Source organism: Rhizorhabdus histidinilytica (assembly GCF_900167915.1).
Lineage (GTDB): Bacteria > Pseudomonadota > Alphaproteobacteria > Sphingomonadales > Sphingomonadaceae > Rhizorhabdus > Rhizorhabdus histidinilytica.
Genome location: NZ_FUYM01000003.1, coordinates 196,779 through 219,695, shown reverse-complemented (window position 1 = coordinate 219,695; position 22,917 = coordinate 196,779). Strand labels below are relative to the sequence as shown.

The following is a 22,917-nucleotide window of genomic DNA, read 5'->3' as shown; positions in this document are numbered from 1 at the left end:
CGCTTTTTATCGGTTTCGGGGTCTCTCCAGCGCGCTCAGAACCCCTCGCAGCGTCCGTACTTCCTGCGCGTTCCATGCGGGCTTGGTGAGCAGGCCGCGCAGCGTCCGACGTGTCGCCGGCACCCGATCGGGCGGAAAATAATAACCCGATTCGTCGAGCAGCCGGTCGAGATGGCCGATCAGTCCTTCGAGCTCGACCTGCGGTGCCGGCGGATCGAGATCGACCGCGGGCGGCGAGGCGAGTGCCATTCCCTTCGACCATTCATAGGCGACCAGGATCACCGCCTGGGCGAGGTTGAGGCTGCCGAATTCCGGGTTGATCGGGACGGTCACGATCGTCCGCGCGACCGCTACGTCGTCGGTCTCCAGCCCGGATCGTTCGGGGCCGAACAGGATGGCGGAACGGCCGGGCTCGCCATGGATGCCGCGCGCCGCCTCCTCGGGGGTCACAACCGGCTTGGTCACGCCGCGCTTGCGGACGGTGGTGGCATAGACATGCGCGCAATCGGCGGTCGCCTCCGCCACGCTGTCGAACACGCGGGCGCCTTCCAGGACGATGTCGGCGCCCGAGGCGGCCGGCCCGGCCTGGGGGTTGGGCCAGCCGTCGCGCGGCGTGACCAGCCGCAGCTCGGTCAGCCCGAAATTGAGCATCGCCCGCGCCGCCTTGCCGATATTCTCGCCGAGCTGCGGACGCACGAGGACGATGACGGGGGGCGGGGCGATCCCGGGGGGAAAGGTGTTCCGCTCGTCCTGAGGAGAGGCTGAGCTGGGCGAAGCCTCGTCTCGAAGGACCGTCACGCGCTTGCCTAGGCGGCTGACCGCTGCCCAGTTGCCATCGATCAGCGCCTGCTTCTTCAATCGCGACCAGCCCTTGATCTGGCGTTCAGCGGCGAAAGCCTGATCTCGTTCGGGAAATGCTTCCGACCAGACCAGATCGACCGGCCTGCGCTTCTGCGTATATCCCGGCAGCGCGCCGGATTGATGCTGCGCGATCCGGACATCCAGATCATCGGTATGGCCGACATAATAGCTGTTGTCGGAGCAGCGGAGCATATAGGCCCAGAATGTCACGGGCAGTCCTTCGATACGGGTCTTCGCCTTCGCTCAGCCCCTACTGAGGATGAGCGGAGGATGGAAGGATGTTGACTATCAACCGTCCCGCCCGGCTTCGCTCACCGCGCCGGCGAAATCCTCGAAGTCCTTGGCTTCGCGGAAATCCTTATAGACGCTCGCGAAGCGGATATAGGCGACGCTGTCGAGCGCCTTGAGCCCGTCCATCACCATGCCGCCGACCGAGGCGGCGGGGATCTCGCTGTCGCCGCTCGTCTCGATCTGGCGCTGGATCGCGGTCGCGAGTCGCTCGATCCGCGCGGGATCGACCGGCCGCTTGCGGCAGGCGACGCTGATCGAGCGTTCGAGCTTCGAGCGGTCGAACACCTCGCGCCGGCCGTCGCTCTTCACCACCGTCATCTCGCGGAGCTGGATCCGCTCGAAGGTGGTGAAGCGGGCGCCGCACCCTTCGCACTGCCGCCGCCGCCGGATCGCCGCCCCGTCGTCGGTGGGGCGGCTGTCCTTCACCTGGCTGTCGTCATGGGCGCAGAAGGGGCAGCGCATCCGGCTTACAACTCCGGATAGATCGGGAAGCGGTCGCAGAGCGCCTCGACGCGCGCCTTGACGTGCGCCTCGGTCTGGCCATTGCCTTCCGGGCCGTTCTTGGCGAGGCCGTCGAGCACGTCGGCGATCATATCGGCGATCTCGCGGAACTCGGCCGGGCCGAAGCCGCGGGTCGTGCCGGCCGGCGAGCCGACGCGGATGCCCGAGGTCTTGACCGGCGGCAGCGGATCGTTCGGCACGCCGTTCTTGTTGCAGGTGATGCCCGCGCGCTCGAGCGCCTCGTCGGCATCGCGGCCGGTGACGCCGATCGGGCGCAGGTCGACCAGCGCCAGATGCGTGTCGGTGCCGCCCGAGACGAGGTCGGCGCCGCGCTCCTTGAGGCGGGCCGCGAGTACCTTGGCATTTTCGACCACGGCGGCGGCATAGGCCTTGAACGACGGCTGCAGCGCCTCGCCGAACGCCACCGCCTTGGCGGCGACGACGTGCATCAGCGGGCCGCCCTGAAGGCCGGGGAACACCGCCGAGTTGATCTTCTTGGCGATCGCCTCGTCATCGGTGAGCACCATGCCGCCGCGCGGACCGCGCAGCGTCTTGTGGGTGGTCGTGGTGACGACATGGGCGTGGCCGAACGGGGTGGGGTGGACGCCGCCCGCAACGAGGCCGGCGAAATGCGCCATGTCGACCATGAAATAGGCGCCGACCTCGTCCGCGATCGCGCGGAAGCGGGCGAAGTCGATGTGGCGCGGATAGGCCGATCCGCCGGTGATGATCAGCTTGGGCTTATGCTCGCGGGCCAGCGCCTCGACCTGGTCGAAGTCGATGCGATGGTCGTCGGGGCGCACGCCATACTGCACGGCATTGTACCACTTGCCCGACAGCGCCGCCTTGGCGCCGTGGGTCAGGTGGCCGCCGGCGTCGAGGCTGAGGCCCATGATCGTGTCGCCGGGCTGGGTCAGCGCCAGCATGACCGCGCCGTTCGCCTGCGCGCCCGAATGCGGCTGGACGTTGGCGAAGCCGCAGTTGAACAGCTGCTTGGCGCGGTCGATCGCGAGCTGCTCGACGACGTCCGACGGATGGCAGCCCTGATAATAGCGCTTGCCGGGATAGCCCTCGGCATATTTGTTGGTGAACACCGAACCCTGCGCCTCCAGCACCGCCTTGGAGACGATGTTCTCGGACGCGATCAGCTCGATCTGCTTCTTCTCGCGCGCGATTTCCTGGGTCAGACCGCCGAACACCGCCGGGTCGGCATCGGCAAGGCCGCGGGTGAAGAAGCCGTCGGGCTGGACGTCGGACAGGGTGGCGGCGGGGTTGCTGCTCATGCGTGCTCCTTGTGGAAGCGGGGGTGGGATAGCTTGTCGACGCGGCGCTGGTGGCGGTCGCCCGCGAAGCCGGTCGAGAGGAAGGCGGAGACGCAGGCCTTGGCCTGTTCGAGGCCGATCAGCCGCGCACCGAGCGCGATGATGTTGGCGTCGTTATGCTCGCGGCACAGCCGGGCCGACAGCACCTCGTTGACCAGTGCGCAGCGCGCGGCGGGGTGACGGTTGACCGCGATCGAGATGCCGATTCCCGATCCGCAGAGCGCGATACCCCGCGCGGCCTCGCCCGCCGCGATAGCTTCGGCCAGGCGATAGCCATAGTCGGGATAATCGACCGAGGCGGTGCTGTCGGGGCCGAGGTCGAGGACCTCATGGCCTTCGGCGCGCAGCCATTCGGCAAGCGCGGCCTTCATATCGAAAGCGGCATGATCGGATGCGATGGCGATGGTCTCGGCCATATCCATTTCCCGTGCTGGCGAGTCGGCTGTTGGCCGCTCTCTAGGAGCGATGGGCCGATACCGCAATGCCGCATCCACCGCCGCCGCGATCATGGAGGTCGGGGCAGGGGAGCTTTTCGGGTTGACCGGACCGGCCGGATATCCTTGATGCGACGGGCATTTCCGTGGCGATGAGGAGACGTTCGATGAAGATCCGCACCGGTGCCGGCCTGGCCGCCATGCTGCTGACGATCGCGTGCGCGCGCGGCGAGGACGCCCGTCCGATCGAAAACGCCACGGTGGCTGACAATGCCACCGACGAGGCGATCGACGACGTCGAGCCCGCCGACAATGCGGCGAGTGCCGGCCTGCCGACCGATGCCTGGATCGGGAAGTGGATCGGGGTCGAGGGGCTGGTCCTCGATATCCAGCCGACCGGCGACCGCGGCCATTACATGCTGAGCGTGACCCTGCTCGACGGCACCAAGAGCTATGAGGGCGTCGCCGACGGCGACATGATCCGCTTCACGCGCAATGGCCGCCCCGAAAGCGTCCGTGCGGCAACCGGCGACCAGACCGGCCTCAAGTGGCTGGCCGGCAAGGCCAACTGCCTGATGATCCAGCAGGGCGAGGGCTTCTGCCGCGACGATGCGGGGACGAAGCCGGGCGAGGATCCGGCCGCCCAACCGGCCGCCCAACCGACCGCGGAGCCTGCCGCGCGGCCTTGAAATAGCCGGTTTTCGGGGCTAGGGGCGCGGCCATGACCAAGCCCGCGCCGCTGATGACCGCCCAGGAGTTCGCCGATCGCGCCCGCGAGATCGTCGCGACGATGCGCGGCCATGCCGCTCATCGCGCGATCGACCTGCTGACCAACGACGAGCTGCGCGGCCTCGGCTATGGCGAGGGCATCGACATCTTCGAGGCGCAGGTCGGCCATTGGCATGAGGCCGACGCCGTCTATCCGCATGCCGGGCCGTGCCCGGACTGCGAACGCGCCGCAACCGAAGCCGAGCGCCGCGCCGCGGCCTGATCGTTCGATACGAAAGCAAGGGGCGGGAAGCGCCGTCCTGCTGGCATCGCCATGATTATCCCACCATATGATGTGGGAAAGGTCATGAGATGCTGATGGACACCACCGTCAACGATCCGCGCTGGATGAAGCTCGTCACCCGCGATGCCGGGGCCGACGGGAGCTTCGTCTATTCGGTGGCGACGACCGGCGTCTATTGCCGGCCGAGCTGCCCGGCACGTACCCCCAATCCACGCAACGTCGCCTTCCACGCCGATCCGGCGGCGGCCGAGGCGGCGGGGTTCCGGCCGTGCAAGCGCTGTCGCCCGACCGAGCCGCCGCTCGCCGAGCGCCAGGCGGCGATCGTCGCGGCGGCCTGCCGGCGGATCGAGGCGGCCGAGGAGCCGCTGTCGCTAGGCGAGCTGGCCGACGGCGCGGGGCTCAGCCCGCATCATTTCCACCGGATGTTCAAGGCGGTCACCGGGCTGACGCCCAAGGGCTATGCCGATGCCCATCGTGCGCGGAAGGTCCGCGATGCGCTGGGCAAGGGCGCGCAGGTGACCGAGGCGCTTTACGACGCCGGCTTCGGATCGAGCGGCCGCTTCTATGCGGCGGCCAACGGCGCGCTCGGCATGCTGCCCGGCGCCTATCGCAAGGGCGGGGCGGCGGCCGGGATCCGATACGGCATCGGCGACAGTTCGCTCGGCCGGGTGCTCGCGGCGGCGAGCGAGCGGGGCATCTGCTCGATCATGCTGGGCGACGACGATGCCGAGCTGGTCGCCGATCTCGGCCGCCGCTTCCCCAATGCGCGGACGATCGAGGCCGACGCGGATTTCCAGTCGACGATCGACGCCGTCGTCGCGCTGGTCGAGGAGCCCGAGCGCGGCCTGTCGCTGCCGCTCGACATCCGCGGCACCGCATTCCAGCGCCGCGTCTGGCAGGCGCTGCAGGCGATCCCGGCCGGCGAGACGCTAAGCTATGCCGGCGTCGCCCGCGCCATGGGAGAGCCGCGCGCGGCCCGCGCCGTCGCCGCCGCCTGCGCCGCCAACAAGATCGCGATCGCCATTCCTTGCCACCGCGTGGTCCACAGCGATGGTTCCGACCGCGGCTATCGTTGGGGCGTCGAACGCAAGCGCGCCCTGCTCAGGAAGGAAGCGCGGGACTGACCCTGTTCCGCCCGGCCGCCTTCGCCTGATAGAGGGCGGCGTCGGCCTTCTCGATCAGTCTCCAGAAGGTCCTGGCGTGCGTGGGAAAGGCGGCGATGCCGATGCTGACCGTCATCGTTCGCTCCAGTTCCGGATGGCGGTTGTCGGCCACCGCCGCCCGGATATGTTCGGCCAGCGCCATGGCCTCCGGAAGCGCCTGCGGGCACAGCAGGGCGAATTCCTCCCCGCCATAGCGGAACAGTTCGGCGCCTTCGCCCTTGGTGGCGGCGATCGTCTCGGCGATCGTGCGGATCACGCCGTCGCCGACGACGTGGCCGTGGCTGTCGTTGACCGACTTGAAATGGTCGATGTCGATCATCATCAGGCTGAGCGACGCGTTCGATCGGGCCGCGGCCTGGAGCATCTCCGCGCCTTTCGCATCGAGCTGTCCGCGGTCCAGAAGCCCCGTCAGCGCATCACGGCCGACCCGCTCCACCAGCCGTTCGTAGCGATGGCGATAGGTCAGCCGATCGAACACGTCGCCCGCGCTGCGCGCTCGAGCGGGCAGCGGCTGCCGCTCGAAGACGTGGAGATAGACGGTCATCACCAGGCTGAAGAAGGCGGCCGCGGCGATCTTGGCGATCCATCCCCCGAAGAAGGCCGAGGACGGCACCCCGGCCAGGAAATGCAGCCCCAGGTAGAAGAATGCCTGGTCGAAGCTCAGCACCAGCGACAGGCTGATGAACATGCGCATCGGAACGGTTTTCGCGATCGACCGGCCGAGCCTTTCATAGATGATGACGAGGGCGATGAGGTCGATGAACAGCAGCAGCGAGCCCACGACCATGAGCAGGCCCATCTGGTCGACGAAGTTGAAGTCCGGGTTATAGCCCGGCAGGTTCGCGGTCTGTCCGTAGAGGCGCAGGATCAGGCCCAGCGCGATCATCAGGACGTTGCCGGCGAGCAGGCCGTAGATCGGCTGCCGCATCACCTCGGCATCCTCCTTGATGTAGAGCAGCAGGAAGAAGGCGAGCTTGCCGGTGAACATCACGGTCGAGCCGGGCGAGATCAGGCCGAAGGGCAGTTCGATGAAGAAGGTCGCCGCCAGATAGGTCTCGAGGAAGTGCATCGTGCCGAGCAGGCAGAAGAAGACGCCGAGCCCGGTGCTGTGCCGCGTCCTGAAAACGGCCCCCATGACCATCGAGTAGATGACGCCATGGACGAGCAAGGCGAAGAAGCCGTACATATCTTGAAGGAACCCCCGGTTTGAAAATCGACCCTGCCATGTCGCCCTACGCCCCTCAATAGCGCGTTTGCCCCGCTTGAAGGGTGACAATAAAAGCCGATTGTCCGGATGGTCAGACGGCAATCCTGTCGATAGGCCTCGCGCCATGAACGATGCCGGCCATCATCGCGTTCCCTTGTCGCACCTGTTGCTGGCGTTGGGCGTCGTGCTCGTCTGGGGAACCAATTTCACCGTCATCCGGGTCGCGCTCGACGAGCTGCCGCCGCTGCTGTTCGCCGCGCTGCGCTTCTTCTTCGCGCTGGTGCCGGCCGCCTTCTTCATCCGTCGTCCAAGGGTGTCGTGGCGGTCGCTGGCCGCCTATGGCGTACTGATCGGCGTCGGCCAGTTCGGGCTGCTCTACATCGCGATGGATGGCTTCATCTCGCCGGGGCTGGCGTCGCTGGTCGTGCAGAGCCACGTCTTCTTCACCATCGTCCTGGCGATGCTGTTCTCGGGCGAGGCGCTGCGGCCGTTCCAGATCGTGGCGCTGTCGCTGTCGGTGCTGGGGATCGCCCTGATCATCGAGCATGGTGATGCCAGCGCGACGCTGTTCGGCCTCGCCCTCACGCTGGTCGCGGCTCTGTGCTGGGGCATCGGCAACCATGTCGCCAAGGCGAGCGGCGCGACCGACATGCTCGGCTTCGTCGTGTGGGCCAGCCTGTTCGCGGTGCCGCCCCTGTTCCTCCTCGCGCTGGCGGCGGAGGGCTGGCCGGCGATCGCCGGCGCGATCCTCCATGCCGGGCCGACCGCCTGGGCGGCGGTGCTGTGGCAGTCGGTCGGCAACACCATGTTCGGCTATGCCGCCTGGGGCTGGCTGCTCGCGCGCCACCCTGCGGCGGCGATCACGCCGACGGCGATGCTGGTCCCCGTCGTCGGCATGGCCACCTCCGCCCTCGTCCTCGGCGAGGCGCTGCCGGCCTGGAAGATCGCCGCCGCGGCGCTGGTGATCGGCGGGCTCGCGCTCAACATGCTGTGGCCGCGCGCCGCGCGCCTGGTCCTCACATCGCGAGCATCCACACCGCCATCGCCACCATCATGACGTTCTCGAGCATCGACACGAAGCCGAGCGGCACGTTCGACGATCCGCCGACGCAGGCGCACTTGATCGACCGCTTGTCGACATAGACCGCCTTGAACACCGACACGGCGCCGATGCCGCCGATGAACAAGGCGATCGGCGCCGACAGCCAGGTCAGCACGCCCGCCGCCATCAGCACGCCGGCCAGCCCCTCCGCATAGGGATAGATGGTGCCGTAGGGCACCCAGCGGCGCGCCAGCAGGTCGTAGTTGAGGAACATCGTCGCGAAGCGATCGACGTCCTGGAGCTTGAGCAGCGCGAGCGCACACATGCTGAAGGCGATGAACCATTGTCCCGCCTGCACGGTGAAGGGCGATCCGAACGCCGCCACGCTCGCCGCCAGCGCCATCAGCGCGGTCATCGCGAACAGCACGGCGACCGGGCGGTAGCTGGTCGCGCCGGGCTCGGCGACCTTCAGTCCGAAATGGCGGCGCAGGTCGTCATGGCCGCCGATCCGCCGGCCGCCGATGAAGACCTGCGGCGTCGTCTTGACGCCGTGCTCGGCCTTGAAGGCGTCGGTCTCCTCGCGGGTGCGCAGCCAGCGGTCATCGACCGCATAGCCCCGGCTGCGCAGCAGGTGCAGCGCCTTCAGCCCATAAGGGCAGACATGGTCCGGCATCACCATGCGATAGAGGATGGCGGTGGGCCGGTCGGCGGTATCCATGGGCATTCCTTCGGTTGAACCAATAACGATGCGCCCTATCTAGGGGCCGTACCATGGTACGGTTGCAAGGGGTGACGCCGATGGCTGCGGGACTAACGATTTCGGGACTGGCCGGTGCCGGTGGCGTCGGGGTCGAGACGATCCGCTATTATCAGCGGCGTGGCCTGCTGGCGGAGCCGCGCCGACCGCACGGGTCGGGCATGGCGGGTGGCATCCGCCGCTATGGCGCGGAGGACGTCCGCCGGCTGCGCTTCATCCGCTCGGCCCAGGCGGCGGGCTTCACGCTGGGTGAGATCGCCGAGCTGCTCGCGCTCGATGCGGGGCAGGACCGGCAGCGCGCCCGCGAGCTGGCCGAGACGCGGATCGGCGCGATCGACGCGGAGATCGCGAAGCTGCAGCAGGCGCGCGAGGCGCTGCGTCGGATGGCGGGCGCCTGCGCTTCGACGCAGGACGGGCCGTGTCCGATCCTGACCGCCTTCGACGGCTGAGTGCTTCCCCTTGACTCGTCCCCCGGCGGGGAGAGTATAAGAACAAAAGTAGAACATGCGTGAGTCGCCGTCCATCCTGGCCGCTCTTCGCGCGCGCGTCGGCGCGATCGAAGGGCCGAGGCCCGCCGAAGGCGCGCTGTTCGCCCTGGGCGCGGCGGACCTCGACGCGCAGCTCGGCGGCGGCCTGCCGAAGGGGCGCCTGCACGAGCTGTTCGCGGCTGAGGCCGACGATCGCGCGGCACTGGCCGGCGCCGCGCTGATGCTGGCGATGCGCGCGGGGGGAGGGGCCGGGTCCGAGCCGCTGCTCTGGCTGCGGCAGGAGGGCGCGGTGAAGGCGGCGGGGACGCTCTACGGACCGGGGCTCGCCGATCTCGGCTTCGATCCGGCGCGGCTGATCGAGGTCGTCGCGCCCGACGAGCCGGCGCTGCTGCGCGCGGCGGGTGACGCGGTCCGCTGCCCGCAGGTCGGCGCGCTGCTGATCGAGCCGTGGAAGGCGGCGCGCGGCCTCGACCTGACGGCCAGTCGCCGGTTGGCGGTCGCGGCGGAGAAATCGGGGGTGACGGTGTTGCTGCTCCGCGCCGAGGCGGAGCCGGGGCCGAGCGCCGCCTATAGCCGCTGGCGGGTGCGGTCGCGCGCGTCGGCGGCGCTGGAGGCGGGGGCGCCGGGGCATCCGGCGATCGGAATCGAATTGCTGCGCCATCGCGGGGGGCTGGATGGCCTGAGCGCGTGGCTGGAGTGGAACCGTGACGAGCACAGCTTCGAACAAGCGCCGCTATCTGGCGCTGTTCTTCCCCTTCCTGCCGGCCGACCGGCTGGCGCGGGCGGCGCGGCGCCGGAGCGGCTTTCCGCCTGACGCGCCCTTCGCACTGGTCGAGAAACGCAAGGGGGCGATATGCCTCGCCGCGGTCAACCGGGCGGCGCTGGCGCTGGGCATGGTCCCGGGCCTCAGCCTCGCCGACGCCCGCGCGCGCCTGCCCGATCTCGGCGTCACCGATCATGATCCCCAGGCCGACGCCCGCTTCCTCGAACGCATCGCCGACGGCTGCGACCGCTACACCCCGATGGTCGCGCTCGACCCGCCCGACGGGCTGCTGCTCGACATCAGCGGCTGCGCCCATTTGCTCGGCGGAGAGACGGCATTGCGCGACGATCTTGTCACGCGGCTCGGCCGGCTGGGGCTGGAGGTGCTGAGCGCGCTGGCCGACACGCCTGATGCCGCCCATGCGCTGGCGCGCTATCGTCCAGGGGGCGTCGCCGGAGTGACGCTTGGGGCCTTGCCGGTCGAGGCGCTCGGCCTCGACGGGCAGGATATCGTCGGTCTCCGCCGGGCGGGGTTCAGGCGGCTCGGCGATCTGGAAGCGCGGCCGGCACGGCTGCTCGCGGCGCGCTTCGGGGAGGGGGCGTCCGACCGGCTGCGCCGGATCGTGGGCGAGCGTGACATCCGCATTACCCCGCGCCGGCCCGAACCAGCACTGATGCTCGAACGGCGCTTCGCCGAGCCGATCGGCCGCACCGAAGGCGCGCTCGCCGCGATCGGCGAACTGGTCGGCCAAGCGGCGGTGCGGATGGAGGAGGCGCATCGCGGCGGCCGGCGGTTCGAAGCCCAGCTCTTTCGCACCGACGGGCTGGTGCGCGCGCTGCGGATCGAAACGGGACTGCCGGTGCGCGACGCCAGGGTGGTGATGCGGCTGTTCGACGAGCGGCTGGCGGCGCTCGCCGATCCGGTCGATCCCGGTTTCGGCTTCGATCTGGTGCGCCTGTCGGTGCCGATGTTCGAGCCGCTCGACCCGCTCCAGCTCCCGCTCGAAGGCGGCGCGCTGGCGGAAGGCGAGCTGGCGCAGTTGCTCGACCGGCTATCGACCCGGCTCGGCCGCCATCGGGTGCGGCGGCTGGCCCCGCGCGACAGCCATGTCCCCGAACAGGCGGCGTTCGCCTTTCCCGCGATCGAGGGTGGCCCGGCGGGCGGTTGGCCCGCGCTGGAGGCCGGCGAGCCGCCGTTGCGCCCGACCCATTTGTTCGATCCGCCCCAGCCGATCGAGGTGATGGCCGGCGTCCCCGACGGCCCGCCGAGCCGCTTCCGCTGGCGCCGCGAGCTGCACGAGGTGACGCTGGCCGAGGGGCCCGAGCGGATCGGCGCGCTATGGTGGCGCCGTGCCGACAATGCCGGCCTCAGCCGCGACTATTTCCGGGTCGAGGACGGCAAGGGCCGGCGCTTCTGGCTGTTCCGGCTGGGCCTCTACGGGCGCGAGGCGGAGCAGCCCGCCTGGTATATCCACGGCCTGTTCGCATGAGCGCCGGGGCCTTTCCCTTCGCCGAGATGGTCGCGGCGACCAACTACAGCTTCCTGCGCGGAGCCTCCCCGGCGGAGGACATGGTCGCCGCGGCTATGGCGGCCGGCCATGCCGGCATCGGCATCGCCGACCGCAACAGCGTCGCCGGGGTGGTGCGGGCGTGGGACGCGCTCCGCAAGGCGCAGGCCAAGGCGGCGGCGGCTGGGCTTCCCGCAATCCCGTTCAAGCTGGCGACGGGCGCGCGGCTGGTCTTCGTCGACGGGACCCCCGACATCGTCGCCTATCCCGCGACACGGCGTGGCTGGGGCCGGTTGACCCGGCTGCTGACCACCGGCAACCGCCGCGCGATCAAGGGCGACTGCATCCTCTTCCTCGACGACCTGCTCGGCCATCTCGACGACCTGCTGCTGATCGTGATGCCGGGCGGCGAGGGGATGGCGCTGGGCGAGGAGGGCGCGCGGCCGCATCCGACATGGGATGGAGAGCGTTCCTCCCCCGAAGCGTCGCCCCAGCGAAGGCTGGGGCCCATGTCTCTCGCCACGGTCGATGGCGTGCGGGTGGAGGGCGATCCATCTCCGGCCGCATCTCGCGAGAGCACAGACATGGATCCCAGCCTTCGGCCGAAGGCCGAAGTCCATCCCGAGCGCCTGCCTTGCAGGCAGTCGAGGGGCTGGGATGACGCGGTGAAGAGGACGCTCTCCATCCTCAAGCGCGCCGCGCCGGATCGGGTCTGGCTGGGTCTGTCCATGCCCTATTCGGGGCGCGATCGCCGAAGGATCGCCACCTATGCGCGCCTGGCGAAGGAGGTCGGCGTCCCGTCCCTCGCCACCAACGACGCGCTCTACGCCACGCCCGGCCAGCGACCGCTCCACGACGTCGTCACCTGCATCCGCCTGGGCCTCACGCTCGACGAGGCGGGGACGCGGCTCGCGGCCAATGGCGAACGGCATCTCAAGCCCGGAGAGGAAATGGCGCGGCTGTTCGGCGATCATCCGCAGGCCGTCGCCGAGAGCGTCGCGCTGCTCGACCGGATCGATTTCGATCTGAAGCAGCTGCAATATGAATATCCACACGAACCCGTTCCCGAAGGCTGGACGCCGCAGGGCTGGCTCGAACATCTGGTCGAGGAGGGCATAGCCTGGCGCTATGGGCCCAATCCCGACCGGAAGGTGCTCGACCTGGTCGAGACCGAGCTGAAGCTCGTCCGCGCCGCGCGCTATGCCTATTATTTCCTGACCGTCCGTGACGTGGTCGCCTTTGCCCGCGACAACAGGATCCTTTGCCAGGGGCGGGGATCGGCGGCCAATTCGGTGATCTGCTACGTCCTCGGCATCACCGAGGTCGATCCGGTCGAGAACAAGCTGCTCTTCTCGCGCTTCATCTCGGAGGACCGCAACGAGCCGCCCGATATCGACGTCGATTTCGAGCATGAGCGGCGCGAGGAGGTGATGCAATATGTCTATCGGCGCTATGGCCGTCATCGCGCCGGCATCGCCGCCACCGTCATCCACTATCGCCCGCGCAGCGCGGTGCGCGAGATATCCAAGGTGCTGGGCCTCAGCGAGGACGTCGCGGCCAAGCTGACCTCGACCATCTGGGGCAGCTATGCCGCGAAGATGGAGGACAGGCGCTTCCACGAGACCGGCTTCGACCCCGGCAATGTCGAGATCGGCCGGCTCAACATGCTCGTCGCGCAATTGCTGACCTTCCCGCGCCATCTGTCGCAGCATGTCGGCGGCTTCGTGCTGACCGAGGATCGGCTCGACGAGACGGTGCCGATCCACAACGCCGCGATGGACGACCGGACCTTCATCGAATGGGACAAGGACGACATCGATGCGCTCGGGCTGATGAAGGTCGACGTGCTGGCGCTCGGCATGCTGACCTGCATCCGCAAGGCCTTCGCTCTGATCGAGACGCATATCGGGAAGCAATATGCATTGGCGACGATTCCGCCCGAACAGCCGGACATCTACGACATGCTGTGCCGAGGCGACAGCATCGGCGTCTTCCAGGTCGAGAGCCGCGCCCAGATCAACATGCTGCCGCGGCTGCGGCCACGGACGCTCTACGATCTCGTCGTGCAGGTCGCGATCGTCCGGCCGGGGCCGATCCAGGGCGGCATGGTCCATCCTTATCTCAAACGCCGGAAGGAGGAGCGCGAGGGGCGGCTTGTGATCGATTATCCGGGGCCGAAAGGACCGGACGGCGCGCCCGAACTGGAAGATGTGCTGAGCAAGACCCTCGGCGTTCCGCTGTTCCAGGAACAGGCGATGAAGCTGGCGATCGTCGCGGCCAGGTTCACCGATGGCGAGGCCAACCAGCTGCGCCGCGCGATGGCGACCTTCCGCCATGTCGGCACCATGCCGGAGTTCGAGGGCAAGATGGTCGAGGGGATGGTCGCGCGCGGCTATCCGCGCGACTTCGCCGAGCGTTGCTTCGCACAGATCAAGGGCTTCGGCAGTTATGGCTTTCCCGAAAGCCATGCCCAGTCCTTCGCGTTGCTCGTCTACGCCTCCTCCTATCTCAAGTGCCGCTATCCGGCGGTGTTCGCCTGTGCGCTGCTCAATTCGCAACCGATGGGTTTCTACGCTCCGGCGCAGATCGTCCGCGACGCGCGCGAACATGGCGTCGAAGTGCGCGCGGCCGACGTCAACCGCAGCGGCTGGGACAACAGCCTCGAAGGGTCGCCCGACCGGCTCGCGCTGCAGATCGGGCTCCGCCAGGTCGAGGGCTTTCGCGAGGTCTGGGCCGACGATATCGCCAAGGCTCGGGTGAACGGGCCCTTTGCCACCATCGAGGAACTGGCCCGCCGGGCGAAGCTGCCGCGCCGCGCGCTGCGCCTGCTCGCCGACGCCGACGCCTTCCGCTCGCTCGGGCTCGATCGACGCGCCGCCTTGTGGGAGGCGCGCCGCACCCCCGACGGCGAGTTGCCGCTGTTCGCCGCGGCCAAGGCGCGCGAGCTGGGCGAGGAGCCGGATGCCATGCTCCCGGCGATGCCGCTGTCCGAGCATGTCACTGCCGATTACCAGATGACCCGGCTGTCGCTCAAAGGCCATCCGATGCAGTTTCTGCGCGACGTCTTCCGTCGCGAGGGCGTGCTGAGTTGCGCCGAGGTCGCGCAGGGCCGGAACGGCCGCCGCGCCAAGGTGGCGGGGGTGGTGCTGGTCCGCCAGCGACCGGGCGAGGGCAAGGCGATCTTCATCACCCTGGAGGACGAGACCGGGATCACCAACGTCCTGCTGTGGGCGCGGACCTTCGAGGTGCAGCGTCGGCAGGTGATGGCGTCGCGGCTGATGGTGGTGGAGGGTGAGATCCAGAAGAGCCCCGAAGGCGTCGTCCATCTGATGGGCGCGATCGTCCACGATCGCACCGCCGAACTCGACCGCCTGTCGGAGGATCACCGCGCCGAGATCGAGCTGTCACGGGCCGACATGTTCGAGTATCCCCAGCCGCCCCGCGATCATGTCCCGCGCGGCAGCCACCCCCGCAACGTCCGCATCCTGCCCAAGTCGCGCGATTTTCATTGAGCGATTCCTAGAGCATCGCGGCCGCCCTATCTGCTCACCCCGAGGAGGGCTGAGCGAAGTCGAAGCCCGTCTCGAACGGCCTTCGAGACGCCACTTCGCCAAGCTCAGTGGCTCCTCAGGCGGAGCGGGTCATATTCAAGGCGCGACGTTCTAGGGAATGCCCGCGTCTCAGCGCGGAGCGAGGCGCCGGGCCACCGGCCGCACCGTCGCGCAGGCCGGCGTACCGTCCGCGGCGGTGCCCTCGATCGTCGTTTCGATGACGGCATCGCCCTGCATCGCACGATCCAGCAGCGCATCCCCGATGTCGTGGATGTCGATCTTGATCCGGCGCGACCAGGGGGAAGCCGGATCGCCGGCCAACTGCCCCACGCGGATATAGATGAACCGTCGGACCGGCCCTTCGCGGCGCACCTGCTCCCCGAAGAATTTGGGGCCGGGCCCCACGCGGATCGGAACGTCGAAGACGAGCGCTTCACCGCCGAGCGAGCTCTTCGGGTCCAGCGGAAGATCGTCCTTGCCTTGCAGGCTGTGGAGCACGCCGATCACGGGCCGCTCGATGATGATCCGCAAGGCGATGTCGGTCCGATCCGTCCGGGCCATGGCGCGCGGTCCTACTTGCTTTCGAAGAAGTCGCCTGGCGGCAGACCGGCGCGCAGGCCGGTCGGACTCTGCAGCCATTGCAGCGCCCGCTTGTCATGGCCGAGCGTCGCGTACCAGAAGGCCAGCGTCGTCGCGATCACCGTGTTGCGGATGTGAGGGGTCGGTTCGCCGTTCAGCGTGGTGCGGAACAGCTGGCCCGCGAACATCTCGTGGGTGCCGTCCTTCAGCACCAGCAGATATTTCTCGCCCGGCGGCATGAGTCGGAAGGGCTGCTGCCGCTGGAGCGCGGTGATCGGCGTGACGAACGGTACCGCGTCGGCGGTGCCGGTGATCGACAGGAAGGGGATGCGGATCGTCGCGAAGGCGCTCTCGGGCGATCCGGTGAGCGGGGGCGAGGGGCTGAGGCCCACCGCGGCCCGCAACCTGGGATCGCTCAGCGGCGGCTCGATCTTGACCGGGAAGCTCTGCCCGGCGATCGCTTGGATCGTCTGGGCGCCGAAGCTGTGGCCGGCGACGCCGATCCGGTTGAGGTCGATCCGCTGCAGGTCGCACGGCCCTTCGAGCAGCCGCCGGCCGAGCTCGCCGATCACGAACTGGATGTCGCGCGCGCGGGCGGCGAGCTGCTCTCCATTCAGCGCCGACTTGAAGCCTGGCTTGCCGAAGATCGCGCTGTCGCTGCCCTCATGCTGGACGTTGACGACGGCGAAGCCGCCCTCGGCCCAAGCATGCGCCCAGATCGTTCCCGCGTCGAGCGAGCCGCCGAGGCCGTGGCTGAACAGGATGACGCCGACCTTCTCGCGCCCGGCCGGCATGCGGATCCGCACCGGCACCGACCGGCTGCGCGTGGCGTCGAGCCACACCCCCTCGCACAGGGTGATCGGCGATGCCGCATGGGCGGCGGTGGGGAACAGAGCGAGCCAGAACAGCCAGCAAAGACAACGCATGGAGATTCCATAGCGGGCCCGGGCCCACGGGGGAAGCATGACGGGGTCGTAATGCAGTGCGACATATTTACAACGGTGTCGGAATAAAATGGCGATAGCCTATCGGAGCGAGCTGGGGCTTTTCTCGAATATTGCGACGCAGCATGAGGGGCTGTAACAAAAATGTCATCCAAGATCAGCACGGGTGACACATCGACGCGGCAGGTGGCCGCCATCCGAACTGCTCTCGAAGATGCTAAGGGGTATATACATGAAGAAGCTGATGCTGGGCTGCGCCATTTCGGCGCTGGCCGCTTCCGGTGCTTATGCGCAGTCGACCGGCTCGATCGACTTCGAGAACGACATCGTCGTCACCGGTTCGTCGATCAACAGGGGCGTCGCCGGCGTGATCGCGCCCGACACGTCGAAGTCGAAGGCGGTGCTGACCCAGGAATTCATCACCCACCAGACGCCGGGCCAGACGATCAACGACGTCATCAACCAGCTTCCGGGCGTCAGCTTCCAGAACAACGATCCGTTCGGCTCGGCCGGCGGCACGCTGACGATCCGCGGCTTCGACGACCAGCGCATCTCGCAGACCTTCGACGGCGTTCCGCTGAACGACTCGGGCGGCTATGCGCTCTATTCGAACCAGCAGCTCGACCCCGAGCTGATCGAGCAGGTCAACGTCAACCTCGGCACCACCGACGTCGACAGCCCGACCGCCGCGGCGACCGGCTCGACCGTCAACTACCGCACCCGCAACCCGACCCAGGATTTCGGCGTGAACCTGATGGGATCGGCCGGCCGGTTCGACTTCATGCGCATCTTCGGCTCCGTCGACACCGGCGTGTTCACGCCCTGGGGCACCCGCGCCTTCGTCGCGGCCAGCCGCGCGACCAACGACGCGATCTTCGGCAAGTACGGCAAGATCGACAAGTCGCAGTACAACGCCAAGATCTATCAGCCGATCGGCGACAATGGCGACTTCATCTCGATCGCCGGCCACTATAACCAGAACCGCAACAACTTCTTCGGCTCCTCGCCGCTGCGCGTCGATACCACCGGCGGCCGCACCGTCGGCACTGACTCGTCCAACCGCTTCCCGCTCACCAAGGACGAGCGCTTCTTCGCGGTTCCCCGCTGCACCGTCGCGCCCGGCGTGACCGGCGTCGCCGACGCGGCCAGCAGCTGCGGTTCGCTGTTCGACTATCGCCTCAACCCGTCGAACACCGGCAACATCCGCATCAATTCGAAGTTCACCCTGTCGGACAAGCTGACGCTGACCGTCGATCCGAGCTACCAATATGTGAAGGCCAATGGCGGCGGTACCTTCGTCGCCAGCGAGAAGCTCAACGCCCAGGGCTATTCGGGCTTCGTCCAGGCCTCCTCGTCGTCGCAGCCGTCCTATTTCTTCGGCAAGGACCTGAACGGCGATGGCGATGCGCTCGACAATGTCCGCATCCAGGCGCCCAGCCAGACGCGGACCGATCGCTACGGCCTGATCTCGTCGCTGCGTTACGATCTGAACGACGACCACACCGTCCGCGTCAACTACTCGCTCGACTATGCCCGTCACCGCCAGACCGGCGAAGCGGGCCTGCTCGACGATGCGGGCAAGGAAACCGCCTTCCCGGCCAACAACCCGCTGGTCGGCGTCAACGGCAACGTACTCAACAAGCGCGATCGCCTGTCCTACGCGATCCTCAACCAGTTCTCGGCCGAGTATCGCGGCGAGTTCCTGGACGACAGCCTGGTCATCAACGCCGGCATCCGCGCGCCTTTCTTCAAGCGCAAGCTGACCAACTACTGCTTCGCGCTCACCGCCACCGGCAACGTCGCCTGCTTCAGCGGCAACGATGCGGGCGAGGCGGCTTATGCGGCGGCCAACCCGACGATCCAGGGCCCGCAGAAGCGCACCTTCAAATATGACAAGATCCTGCCGAACATCGGCTTCGTCTATGATCTGACGTCGAAGATCAGCGCGTTCGGCAGCTATTCCAAGGGTATTCAGGTTCCGGGCACCGACAACCTGTACAACTCCTTCTTCTATGCCCGGAACACCCCGAGCGCGAACCCGGTCCCCGAGACGACCGACAATTTCGACCTCGGCGCGCGCTATCGCTCCGGCAAGGTCCAGGCGCAGGGCTCCTTCTGGTACACGCTCTACAAGGATCGCCTGGCCTCGGCCTATGATCGCGACCTGAACGTCACCATTTACCGGAACCTCGGCAAGGTGACGAAGTACGGTTATGACGGCAGCATCTCCTACACGCCGATCCCCGAGCTCTCGATCTACGCCTTCGGTTCCTATCTGAAGTCGAAGATCAAGGACAATGTCGAGCTGAGCGCGACCACGGTCGCGCTGACCAAGGGCAAGCGGGAATCGGGCGCTCCGATCTACACCGCGGGCGGCCGCATCCAGGGCAATCTCGGCCCGGTCCAGCTCGGCGTCCAGGCCAAGCGCACCGGTTCGCGCTATGTCAACGACCAGAACCTGCCGGTCTTCGCGAACGGCGTCCAAGTCTACGGCGCCAAGGTCAGGGGCTATACGCTGGTCGATCTCGACGCGCGCATCTCACTCGAATGGGCGGGCCTGAACGACAAGACCTATTTCCAGATCAACGTGACCAACCTGTTCGACAAGCTCTATGTCGGCGGCTTCGACGGCACGCTGTCGAACACCGGTACGACCTTCGCGAACATCGGCGCGCCGCGCACCGTGATCGGAACCCTGTCGATCGGCTTCTGATCCGCTTCGAACGATGGAAGGAGCCCGTCGCCGAAAGGCGGCGGGCTTTTTTCATGGGCGGTCGCGATCGGGGCGCCCGTCCTCACACCGCCAGGCGAGTGGTCAGCTTGACTTCCTCCAGCACCGCATAGGTGCGGGTTTCGCGTACCCCCGGCATCGCCGTCAGGATGTCGCCCAGGAAGCTGCGATAGGCCGCCATGTCCGACACGCGGACCTTGAGCAGATAGTCGAAGCCGCCCGCCACCATATGGCATTCCATCACCTGCGGCACGCGGCGGACATGCTCGGAAAAAGCGCTGAACACATCGTCGGTGGTGCGATCGAGCAGCACTTCGATGAAGATCATCAGCGCCTGGTCGAGCTTCTCGGGGTCGAGCAGCGCGGTATAGCCGGTGATCACGCCGCGCTCGCGCAGCCGCTTCACCCGGTCGAAACAGGCGGCCGGTGACAGGCCGCAGCGCTGCGCGAGCGCCTGGTTGGTGATTCGGCCGTCCTCCTGCAGCGCCCTCAGCAGGCGGCGGTCGGTCTCGTCGATCGGAACATGCTTCGGTTCGGCCGCCATTATTCAGTCATCCATTCGGATCGTGGTGTCATAATATGAAGCACCTTCGGCAGGATTGGCAATATCATGGAGATGTATCGGGAATCGTCGCCGATCGCCGGAGGATGTGATGGCCAGCCTGCTTTCGAATTGGGACATGATCGACGCCGGCAAATATGCCGACGAGGGCGATGTCGTCCGCGGCCTGCTCGAGCGCCAGCCGCTCGGCCCCCAGGACCGTGCCGACGTCGTCGCCGAGGCGACCGCGCTGGTCGAGGGCGCGCGCGGGGCGACCAGGAAGCAGGGCGTGGTCGAAAGCTTCCTCCAGCAATTCTCGCTGGGCACGCGCGAGGGGCTGGCGCTGATGTGCCTGGCCGAGGCGCTGCTGCGCACCCCCGACGCCGACACCCGCGACCGGCTGATCGCCGAGAAGATCGGGTCGGCCGACTGGGCCAGCCATCTCGGCCAGTCGGACAGCCTGTTCGTCAACGCCTCGACCTGGGGGCTGATGCTGACCGGCCGGCTCGTAGACGTCGACGAGGAGGCGAAGAACGACCTGGGCGGCTTCCTCAAGCGCATCACCGCGCGCTTGGGCGAGCCGGTGATCCGCCAGGCGGTCGGCGCCGCGGTCAAGATGATGGGCGAGCAGTTCGTGCTCGGCCGCACCATCGGCGACGCGCTCGCCCGCGCCAGGCGCGAGGGCTATCTCTGTTCGTTCGACATGCTGGGCGAGGGCGCGCGCACCGCCGCCGACGCCGCGCGCTACGAGACGATCTATGCCGATGCGATCGAGGCGGTCGGCAAGGCGGCCGATGGCGCCGGGCCCGAGCTGGGCCATGGCGTCTCGGTCAAGCTTTCGGCGCTGTCCCCCCGCTATGAGGCGGTGCAGGAGGCGCGCGTCTGGGAGGAGCTCTATCCGCGCGTCAAGCGGCTCGCTTTGATCGCGGCCCGTCACGACCTCAACTTCGCGATCGACGCCGAGGAAGCCGACCGGCTCGTGATCTCGCTGAAGATGATCGAGCGGCTGGTGAAGGAGCCGGAGCTGGGCGGCTGGAAGGGCCTCGGCGTCGTCGTCCAGGCCTATCAGAAGCGTGGCCTGGCGGTGATCGGCGCGCTCCGCGCGCTGGCGGAGAGCAGCGGGCGGCGGATCATGGTGCGGCTCGTCAAGGGTGCCTATTGGGACAGCGAGATCAAGAAGGCGCAGGTCGCGGGCCGCCCCGACTATCCGGTCTTCACCACCAAGGCGGCGACCGATCTGTCCTATCTGGTCTGCGCCAAGGCGCTGATCGACGCGAGCCCGGCGCTCTATCCGCAGTTCGCCAGCCACAACGCCCATACCCTCGCGGCGGTGCGCGGCATGGCCGACGGCGCGGGCGTGACGATCGAGCATCAGCGCCTCCACGGCATGGGGGAGGCGCTCTACGCCGCCGCCGAGAAGCGCTATGGCGAGCTGCGCCTGCGCGCCTATGCGCCGGTCGGCGGGCATGAGGAACTGCTTCCCTATCTGGTCCGCCGCCTGCTGGAGAACGGCGCCAACACCAGCTTCGTCCACGCCCTGCTTGACGAGCGGGTGCCCGCCGAGCTGGTGGTCGCCGATCCGATCGCGGCGGTAGAGGCGCATCCGCAGCGCCATGCGCGGATCGCGCTGCCGGCCGACATCTACGGCCCGGCGCGCCGCAACCCGCTCGGCCGCGACTATTCGCTGGTCGAGGCGCGCGGACTGGCGGCGAAGACGACCGTGCTGACCGCGGGCGAGCGCGAGACGTCCGGCGCGATCGTCCAGGGCCGGCTGATCGCCGCCGCGTCCGATCCGGTGACGAGTCCCGCCGATCGCGGCCGGGTGATCGGCTATGCGTCGACCGCTACCCCCGCCGACATCGACCGCGCGATCGCCGCCGCGCGCGCCGCGCAGCCCGGCTGGAACCGGCTGGGCGGCGCCGGCCGCGCCGCCGTGCTGCGGGCGATGGGCGACGCGCTGGAGGCGGAGATGGACCCGCTGATCGCGCTGCTCTCGCTCGAGGCGGGCAAGACCCTCAACGACGGCGTCGCCGAGGTCCGCGAGGCGGTCGACTTCTGCCGCTATTATGCCGACCTGGCCGAGCGGCAGTTCGGCGCGGCCACGATCCTGCCCGGGCCGGTAGGGGAGACCAACCAGCTCGAATTGGCGGGGCGGGGCGTCTTTGCCTGCATCAGTCCGTGGAACTTCCCGCTCGCCATCTTCACCGGTCAGATCGCGGCGGCGCTGGCGGCGGGTAACGCCGTCCTCGCCAAGCCGGCCGAGCAGACCCCGCTGGTCGCGGCGCGCGCCGTCCGCCTGTTCCACAAGGCGGGGCTCGATCCCGACCTGCTGGCGCTGCTGCCCGGCGACGGCGCCACCGTCGGCGGCGCGATCGTCGGCCATGCCGGGATCGACGGCGTCGCCTTCACCGGCGGCACCGAGACCGCCTGGGCGATCAACCGCCAGCTCGCCGCGCGCAACGGGCCGATCATTCCCTTCATCGCCGAGACCGGCGGCCTCAACGGCATGTTCGTCGACACCACCGCCTTGCGCGAGCAGGTCGTCGACGACGTCATCCTGTCGGCCTTCGGCTCGGCGGGCCAGCGCTGCTCGGCGCTGCGGCTGCTGTTCGTGCCGCACGACAGCGCCGACGAGCTGGTCGCGACGCTGAAGGGCGCGATGGAGGCGCTGGTCATCGGCGATCCGGCCGATCCCGCGACCGACGTCGGCCCGGTGATCGACGCCGAGGCGAAGGCGGCGCTCGCCGCGCACCGCGAGCGGCTGTCGCGCGAGGCGGTGATCCTCCACGAATGCGCGGCGCCCGAGGGCGGCGACTTCTTCGCGCCGCTGATGGCCGAGATTCCCGCCGCCGACTTCCTGGAGCGCGAGGTGTTCGGCCCGATCCTCCACATCGTCCGCTACGACCCGGCCGACCTCGCCAAGGTCGCGGGGCGGCTCGCGGCGCGCGGCTATGGCCTGACGCTCGGCGTCCACAGCCGGATCGAGCGCTTCGCCGAGGAGGTGCGCGAGCTGGTGCCGGCCGGCAACGTCTATGTGAACCGCTCGATCATCGGCGCGGTGGTCGGCGTCCAGCCGTTCGGCGGGGAGGGGCTGTCGGGCACCGGCCCGAAGGCCGGCGGTCCGCACGCACTGCTGCGCTACGCGACCGAGCGGGCCTTGTCGGTGAACATCACCGCGCAGGGCGGCGATCCGGCCTTGCTCAATCTTTGAGTGGAAAATGCG

At 68.4% G+C, this 22,917-nt stretch carries 19 protein-coding genes; 10 read left to right on the top strand and 9 right to left on the bottom strand.

The window, feature by feature from the left end; genetic code table 11:
* Positions 1-6: 6 nt before the first annotated feature.
* From B5X82_RS07775 to rpiB, 4 genes are all read right to left on the bottom strand, one after another.
* A complete protein-coding gene (locus B5X82_RS07775; RefSeq protein ID WP_079647552.1) occupies positions 7-1,071 on the bottom strand; it encodes a TrmH family RNA methyltransferase in 1,065 nt (354 codons plus the stop codon).
* 78 nt (positions 1,072-1,149) lie between these two features.
* The gene (gene nrdR / locus B5X82_RS07770) at positions 1,150-1,614 is read right to left on the bottom strand and encodes a transcriptional regulator NrdR (protein WP_011951976.1); all 465 of its coding nucleotides are present in this window, start codon (positions 1,612-1,614) and stop codon (positions 1,150-1,152) included.
* A gap of 5 nt (positions 1,615-1,619) precedes the next feature.
* Positions 1,620-2,936: a serine hydroxymethyltransferase gene (gene glyA, locus B5X82_RS07765; RefSeq protein WP_079647551.1), complete on the bottom strand. Its 1,317-nt coding sequence runs from the start codon at positions 2,934-2,936 to the stop codon at positions 1,620-1,622.
* Positions 2,933-3,391, bottom strand: coding sequence for a ribose 5-phosphate isomerase B (gene rpiB / locus B5X82_RS07760; RefSeq protein ID WP_079647550.1), 459 nt, complete (start codon positions 3,389-3,391; stop codon positions 2,933-2,935). Before rpiB ends, glyA begins: the two co-directional genes overlap by 4 nt.
* Before the next feature lie 185 nt (positions 3,392-3,576).
* Here rpiB and B5X82_RS07755 point away from each other — a divergent pair, with 185 nt between their 5' ends.
* The 3 genes from B5X82_RS07755 (at position 3,577) to ada (ending at position 5,545) form a co-directional block, all read left to right on the top strand.
* Positions 3,577-4,098, top strand: a complete 522-nt coding sequence (locus B5X82_RS07755) for a hypothetical protein (RefSeq protein WP_079647549.1) — start codon at positions 3,577-3,579, stop codon at positions 4,096-4,098.
* 32 nt (positions 4,099-4,130) lie between these two features.
* Complete coding sequence (locus tag B5X82_RS07750; protein ID WP_079647548.1) at positions 4,131-4,400, top strand: hypothetical protein; 270 nt, start codon at positions 4,131-4,133, stop codon at positions 4,398-4,400.
* Between the two features lie 95 nt (positions 4,401-4,495).
* Entirely contained in the window at positions 4,496-5,545 is a 1,050-nt protein-coding gene (ada, locus tag B5X82_RS07745) for a bifunctional DNA-binding transcriptional regulator/O6-methylguanine-DNA methyltransferase Ada (RefSeq protein ID WP_176152504.1), read from the top strand.
* On the opposite strand, the gene B5X82_RS07740 is transcribed toward ada, so the two are convergent.
* Entirely contained in the window at positions 5,523-6,770 is a 1,248-nt protein-coding gene (locus B5X82_RS07740) for a GGDEF domain-containing protein (RefSeq protein ID WP_079647546.1), read from the bottom strand. The genes ada and B5X82_RS07740 overlap by 23 nt on opposite strands.
* Positions 6,771-6,915: 145 nt before the next feature.
* Here B5X82_RS07740 and B5X82_RS07735 point away from each other — a divergent pair, with 145 nt between their 5' ends.
* Positions 6,916-7,848: an EamA family transporter gene (locus B5X82_RS07735; RefSeq protein ID WP_079647545.1), complete on the top strand. Its 933-nt coding sequence runs from the start codon at positions 6,916-6,918 to the stop codon at positions 7,846-7,848.
* On the opposite strand, the gene B5X82_RS07730 is transcribed toward B5X82_RS07735, so the two are convergent.
* Positions 7,808-8,551, bottom strand: a complete 744-nt coding sequence (locus B5X82_RS07730) for a MauE/DoxX family redox-associated membrane protein (RefSeq protein WP_079647544.1) — start codon at positions 8,549-8,551, stop codon at positions 7,808-7,810. The genes B5X82_RS07735 and B5X82_RS07730 overlap by 41 nt on opposite strands.
* A gap of 80 nt (positions 8,552-8,631) precedes the next feature.
* Here B5X82_RS07730 and B5X82_RS07725 point away from each other — a divergent pair, with 80 nt between their 5' ends.
* Genes B5X82_RS07725 through B5X82_RS07710 form a run of 4 tightly spaced genes read left to right on the top strand, consistent with a single transcriptional unit; the run spans position 8,632 to position 14,860 of the window.
* Positions 8,632-9,039 carry a MerR family DNA-binding protein gene (locus tag B5X82_RS07725; protein ID WP_235862626.1) on the top strand — a complete coding sequence of 136 codons (408 nt, stop codon included), beginning with the start codon at positions 8,632-8,634 and terminating at the stop codon, positions 9,037-9,039.
* Positions 9,040-9,094: 55 nt separating this feature from the next.
* Positions 9,095-9,892, top strand: a complete 798-nt coding sequence (locus tag B5X82_RS07720; protein WP_079647542.1) for an ImuA family protein — start codon at positions 9,095-9,097, stop codon at positions 9,890-9,892.
* A complete protein-coding gene (locus tag B5X82_RS07715) occupies positions 9,783-11,330 on the top strand; it encodes a Y-family DNA polymerase (protein ID WP_079647541.1) in 1,548 nt (515 codons plus the stop codon). The genes B5X82_RS07720 and B5X82_RS07715 overlap by 110 nt, the downstream gene beginning before the upstream one ends.
* A complete protein-coding gene (locus B5X82_RS07710; protein WP_079647540.1) occupies positions 11,327-14,860 on the top strand; it encodes an error-prone DNA polymerase in 3,534 nt (1,177 codons plus the stop codon). The genes B5X82_RS07715 and B5X82_RS07710 overlap by 4 nt, the downstream gene beginning before the upstream one ends.
* 168 nt (positions 14,861-15,028) lie before the next feature.
* Here the strand turns inward: B5X82_RS07710 and B5X82_RS07705 are convergent, their stop codons facing one another.
* The gene (locus B5X82_RS07705; RefSeq protein WP_079647539.1) at positions 15,029-15,460 is read right to left on the bottom strand and encodes a DUF5990 family protein; all 432 of its coding nucleotides are present in this window, start codon (positions 15,458-15,460) and stop codon (positions 15,029-15,031) included.
* Positions 15,461-15,471: 11 nt separating this feature from the next.
* Positions 15,472-16,404 carry an alpha/beta hydrolase family protein gene (locus B5X82_RS07700; RefSeq protein WP_079647538.1) on the bottom strand — a complete coding sequence of 311 codons (933 nt, stop codon included), beginning with the start codon at positions 16,402-16,404 and terminating at the stop codon, positions 15,472-15,474.
* 250 nt (positions 16,405-16,654) lie between these two features.
* On the opposite strand from B5X82_RS07700, the gene B5X82_RS07695 reads away from it, so the two are divergent.
* A complete protein-coding gene (locus B5X82_RS07695) occupies positions 16,655-19,135 on the top strand; it encodes a TonB-dependent receptor (RefSeq protein ID WP_079647537.1) in 2,481 nt (826 codons plus the stop codon).
* Positions 19,136-19,217: 82 nt separating this feature from the next.
* Here the strand turns inward: B5X82_RS07695 and B5X82_RS07690 are convergent, their stop codons facing one another.
* Positions 19,218-19,697, bottom strand: coding sequence for an Lrp/AsnC ligand binding domain-containing protein (locus tag B5X82_RS07690; protein WP_079647536.1), 480 nt, complete (start codon positions 19,695-19,697; stop codon positions 19,218-19,220).
* A 109-nt stretch (positions 19,698-19,806) separates the two neighbouring features.
* On the opposite strand from B5X82_RS07690, the gene putA reads away from it, so the two are divergent.
* Positions 19,807-22,905, top strand: coding sequence for a bifunctional proline dehydrogenase/L-glutamate gamma-semialdehyde dehydrogenase PutA (gene putA / locus B5X82_RS07685; RefSeq protein ID WP_079647535.1), 3,099 nt, complete (start codon positions 19,807-19,809; stop codon positions 22,903-22,905).
* Positions 22,906-22,917: the final 12 nt, after the last annotated feature.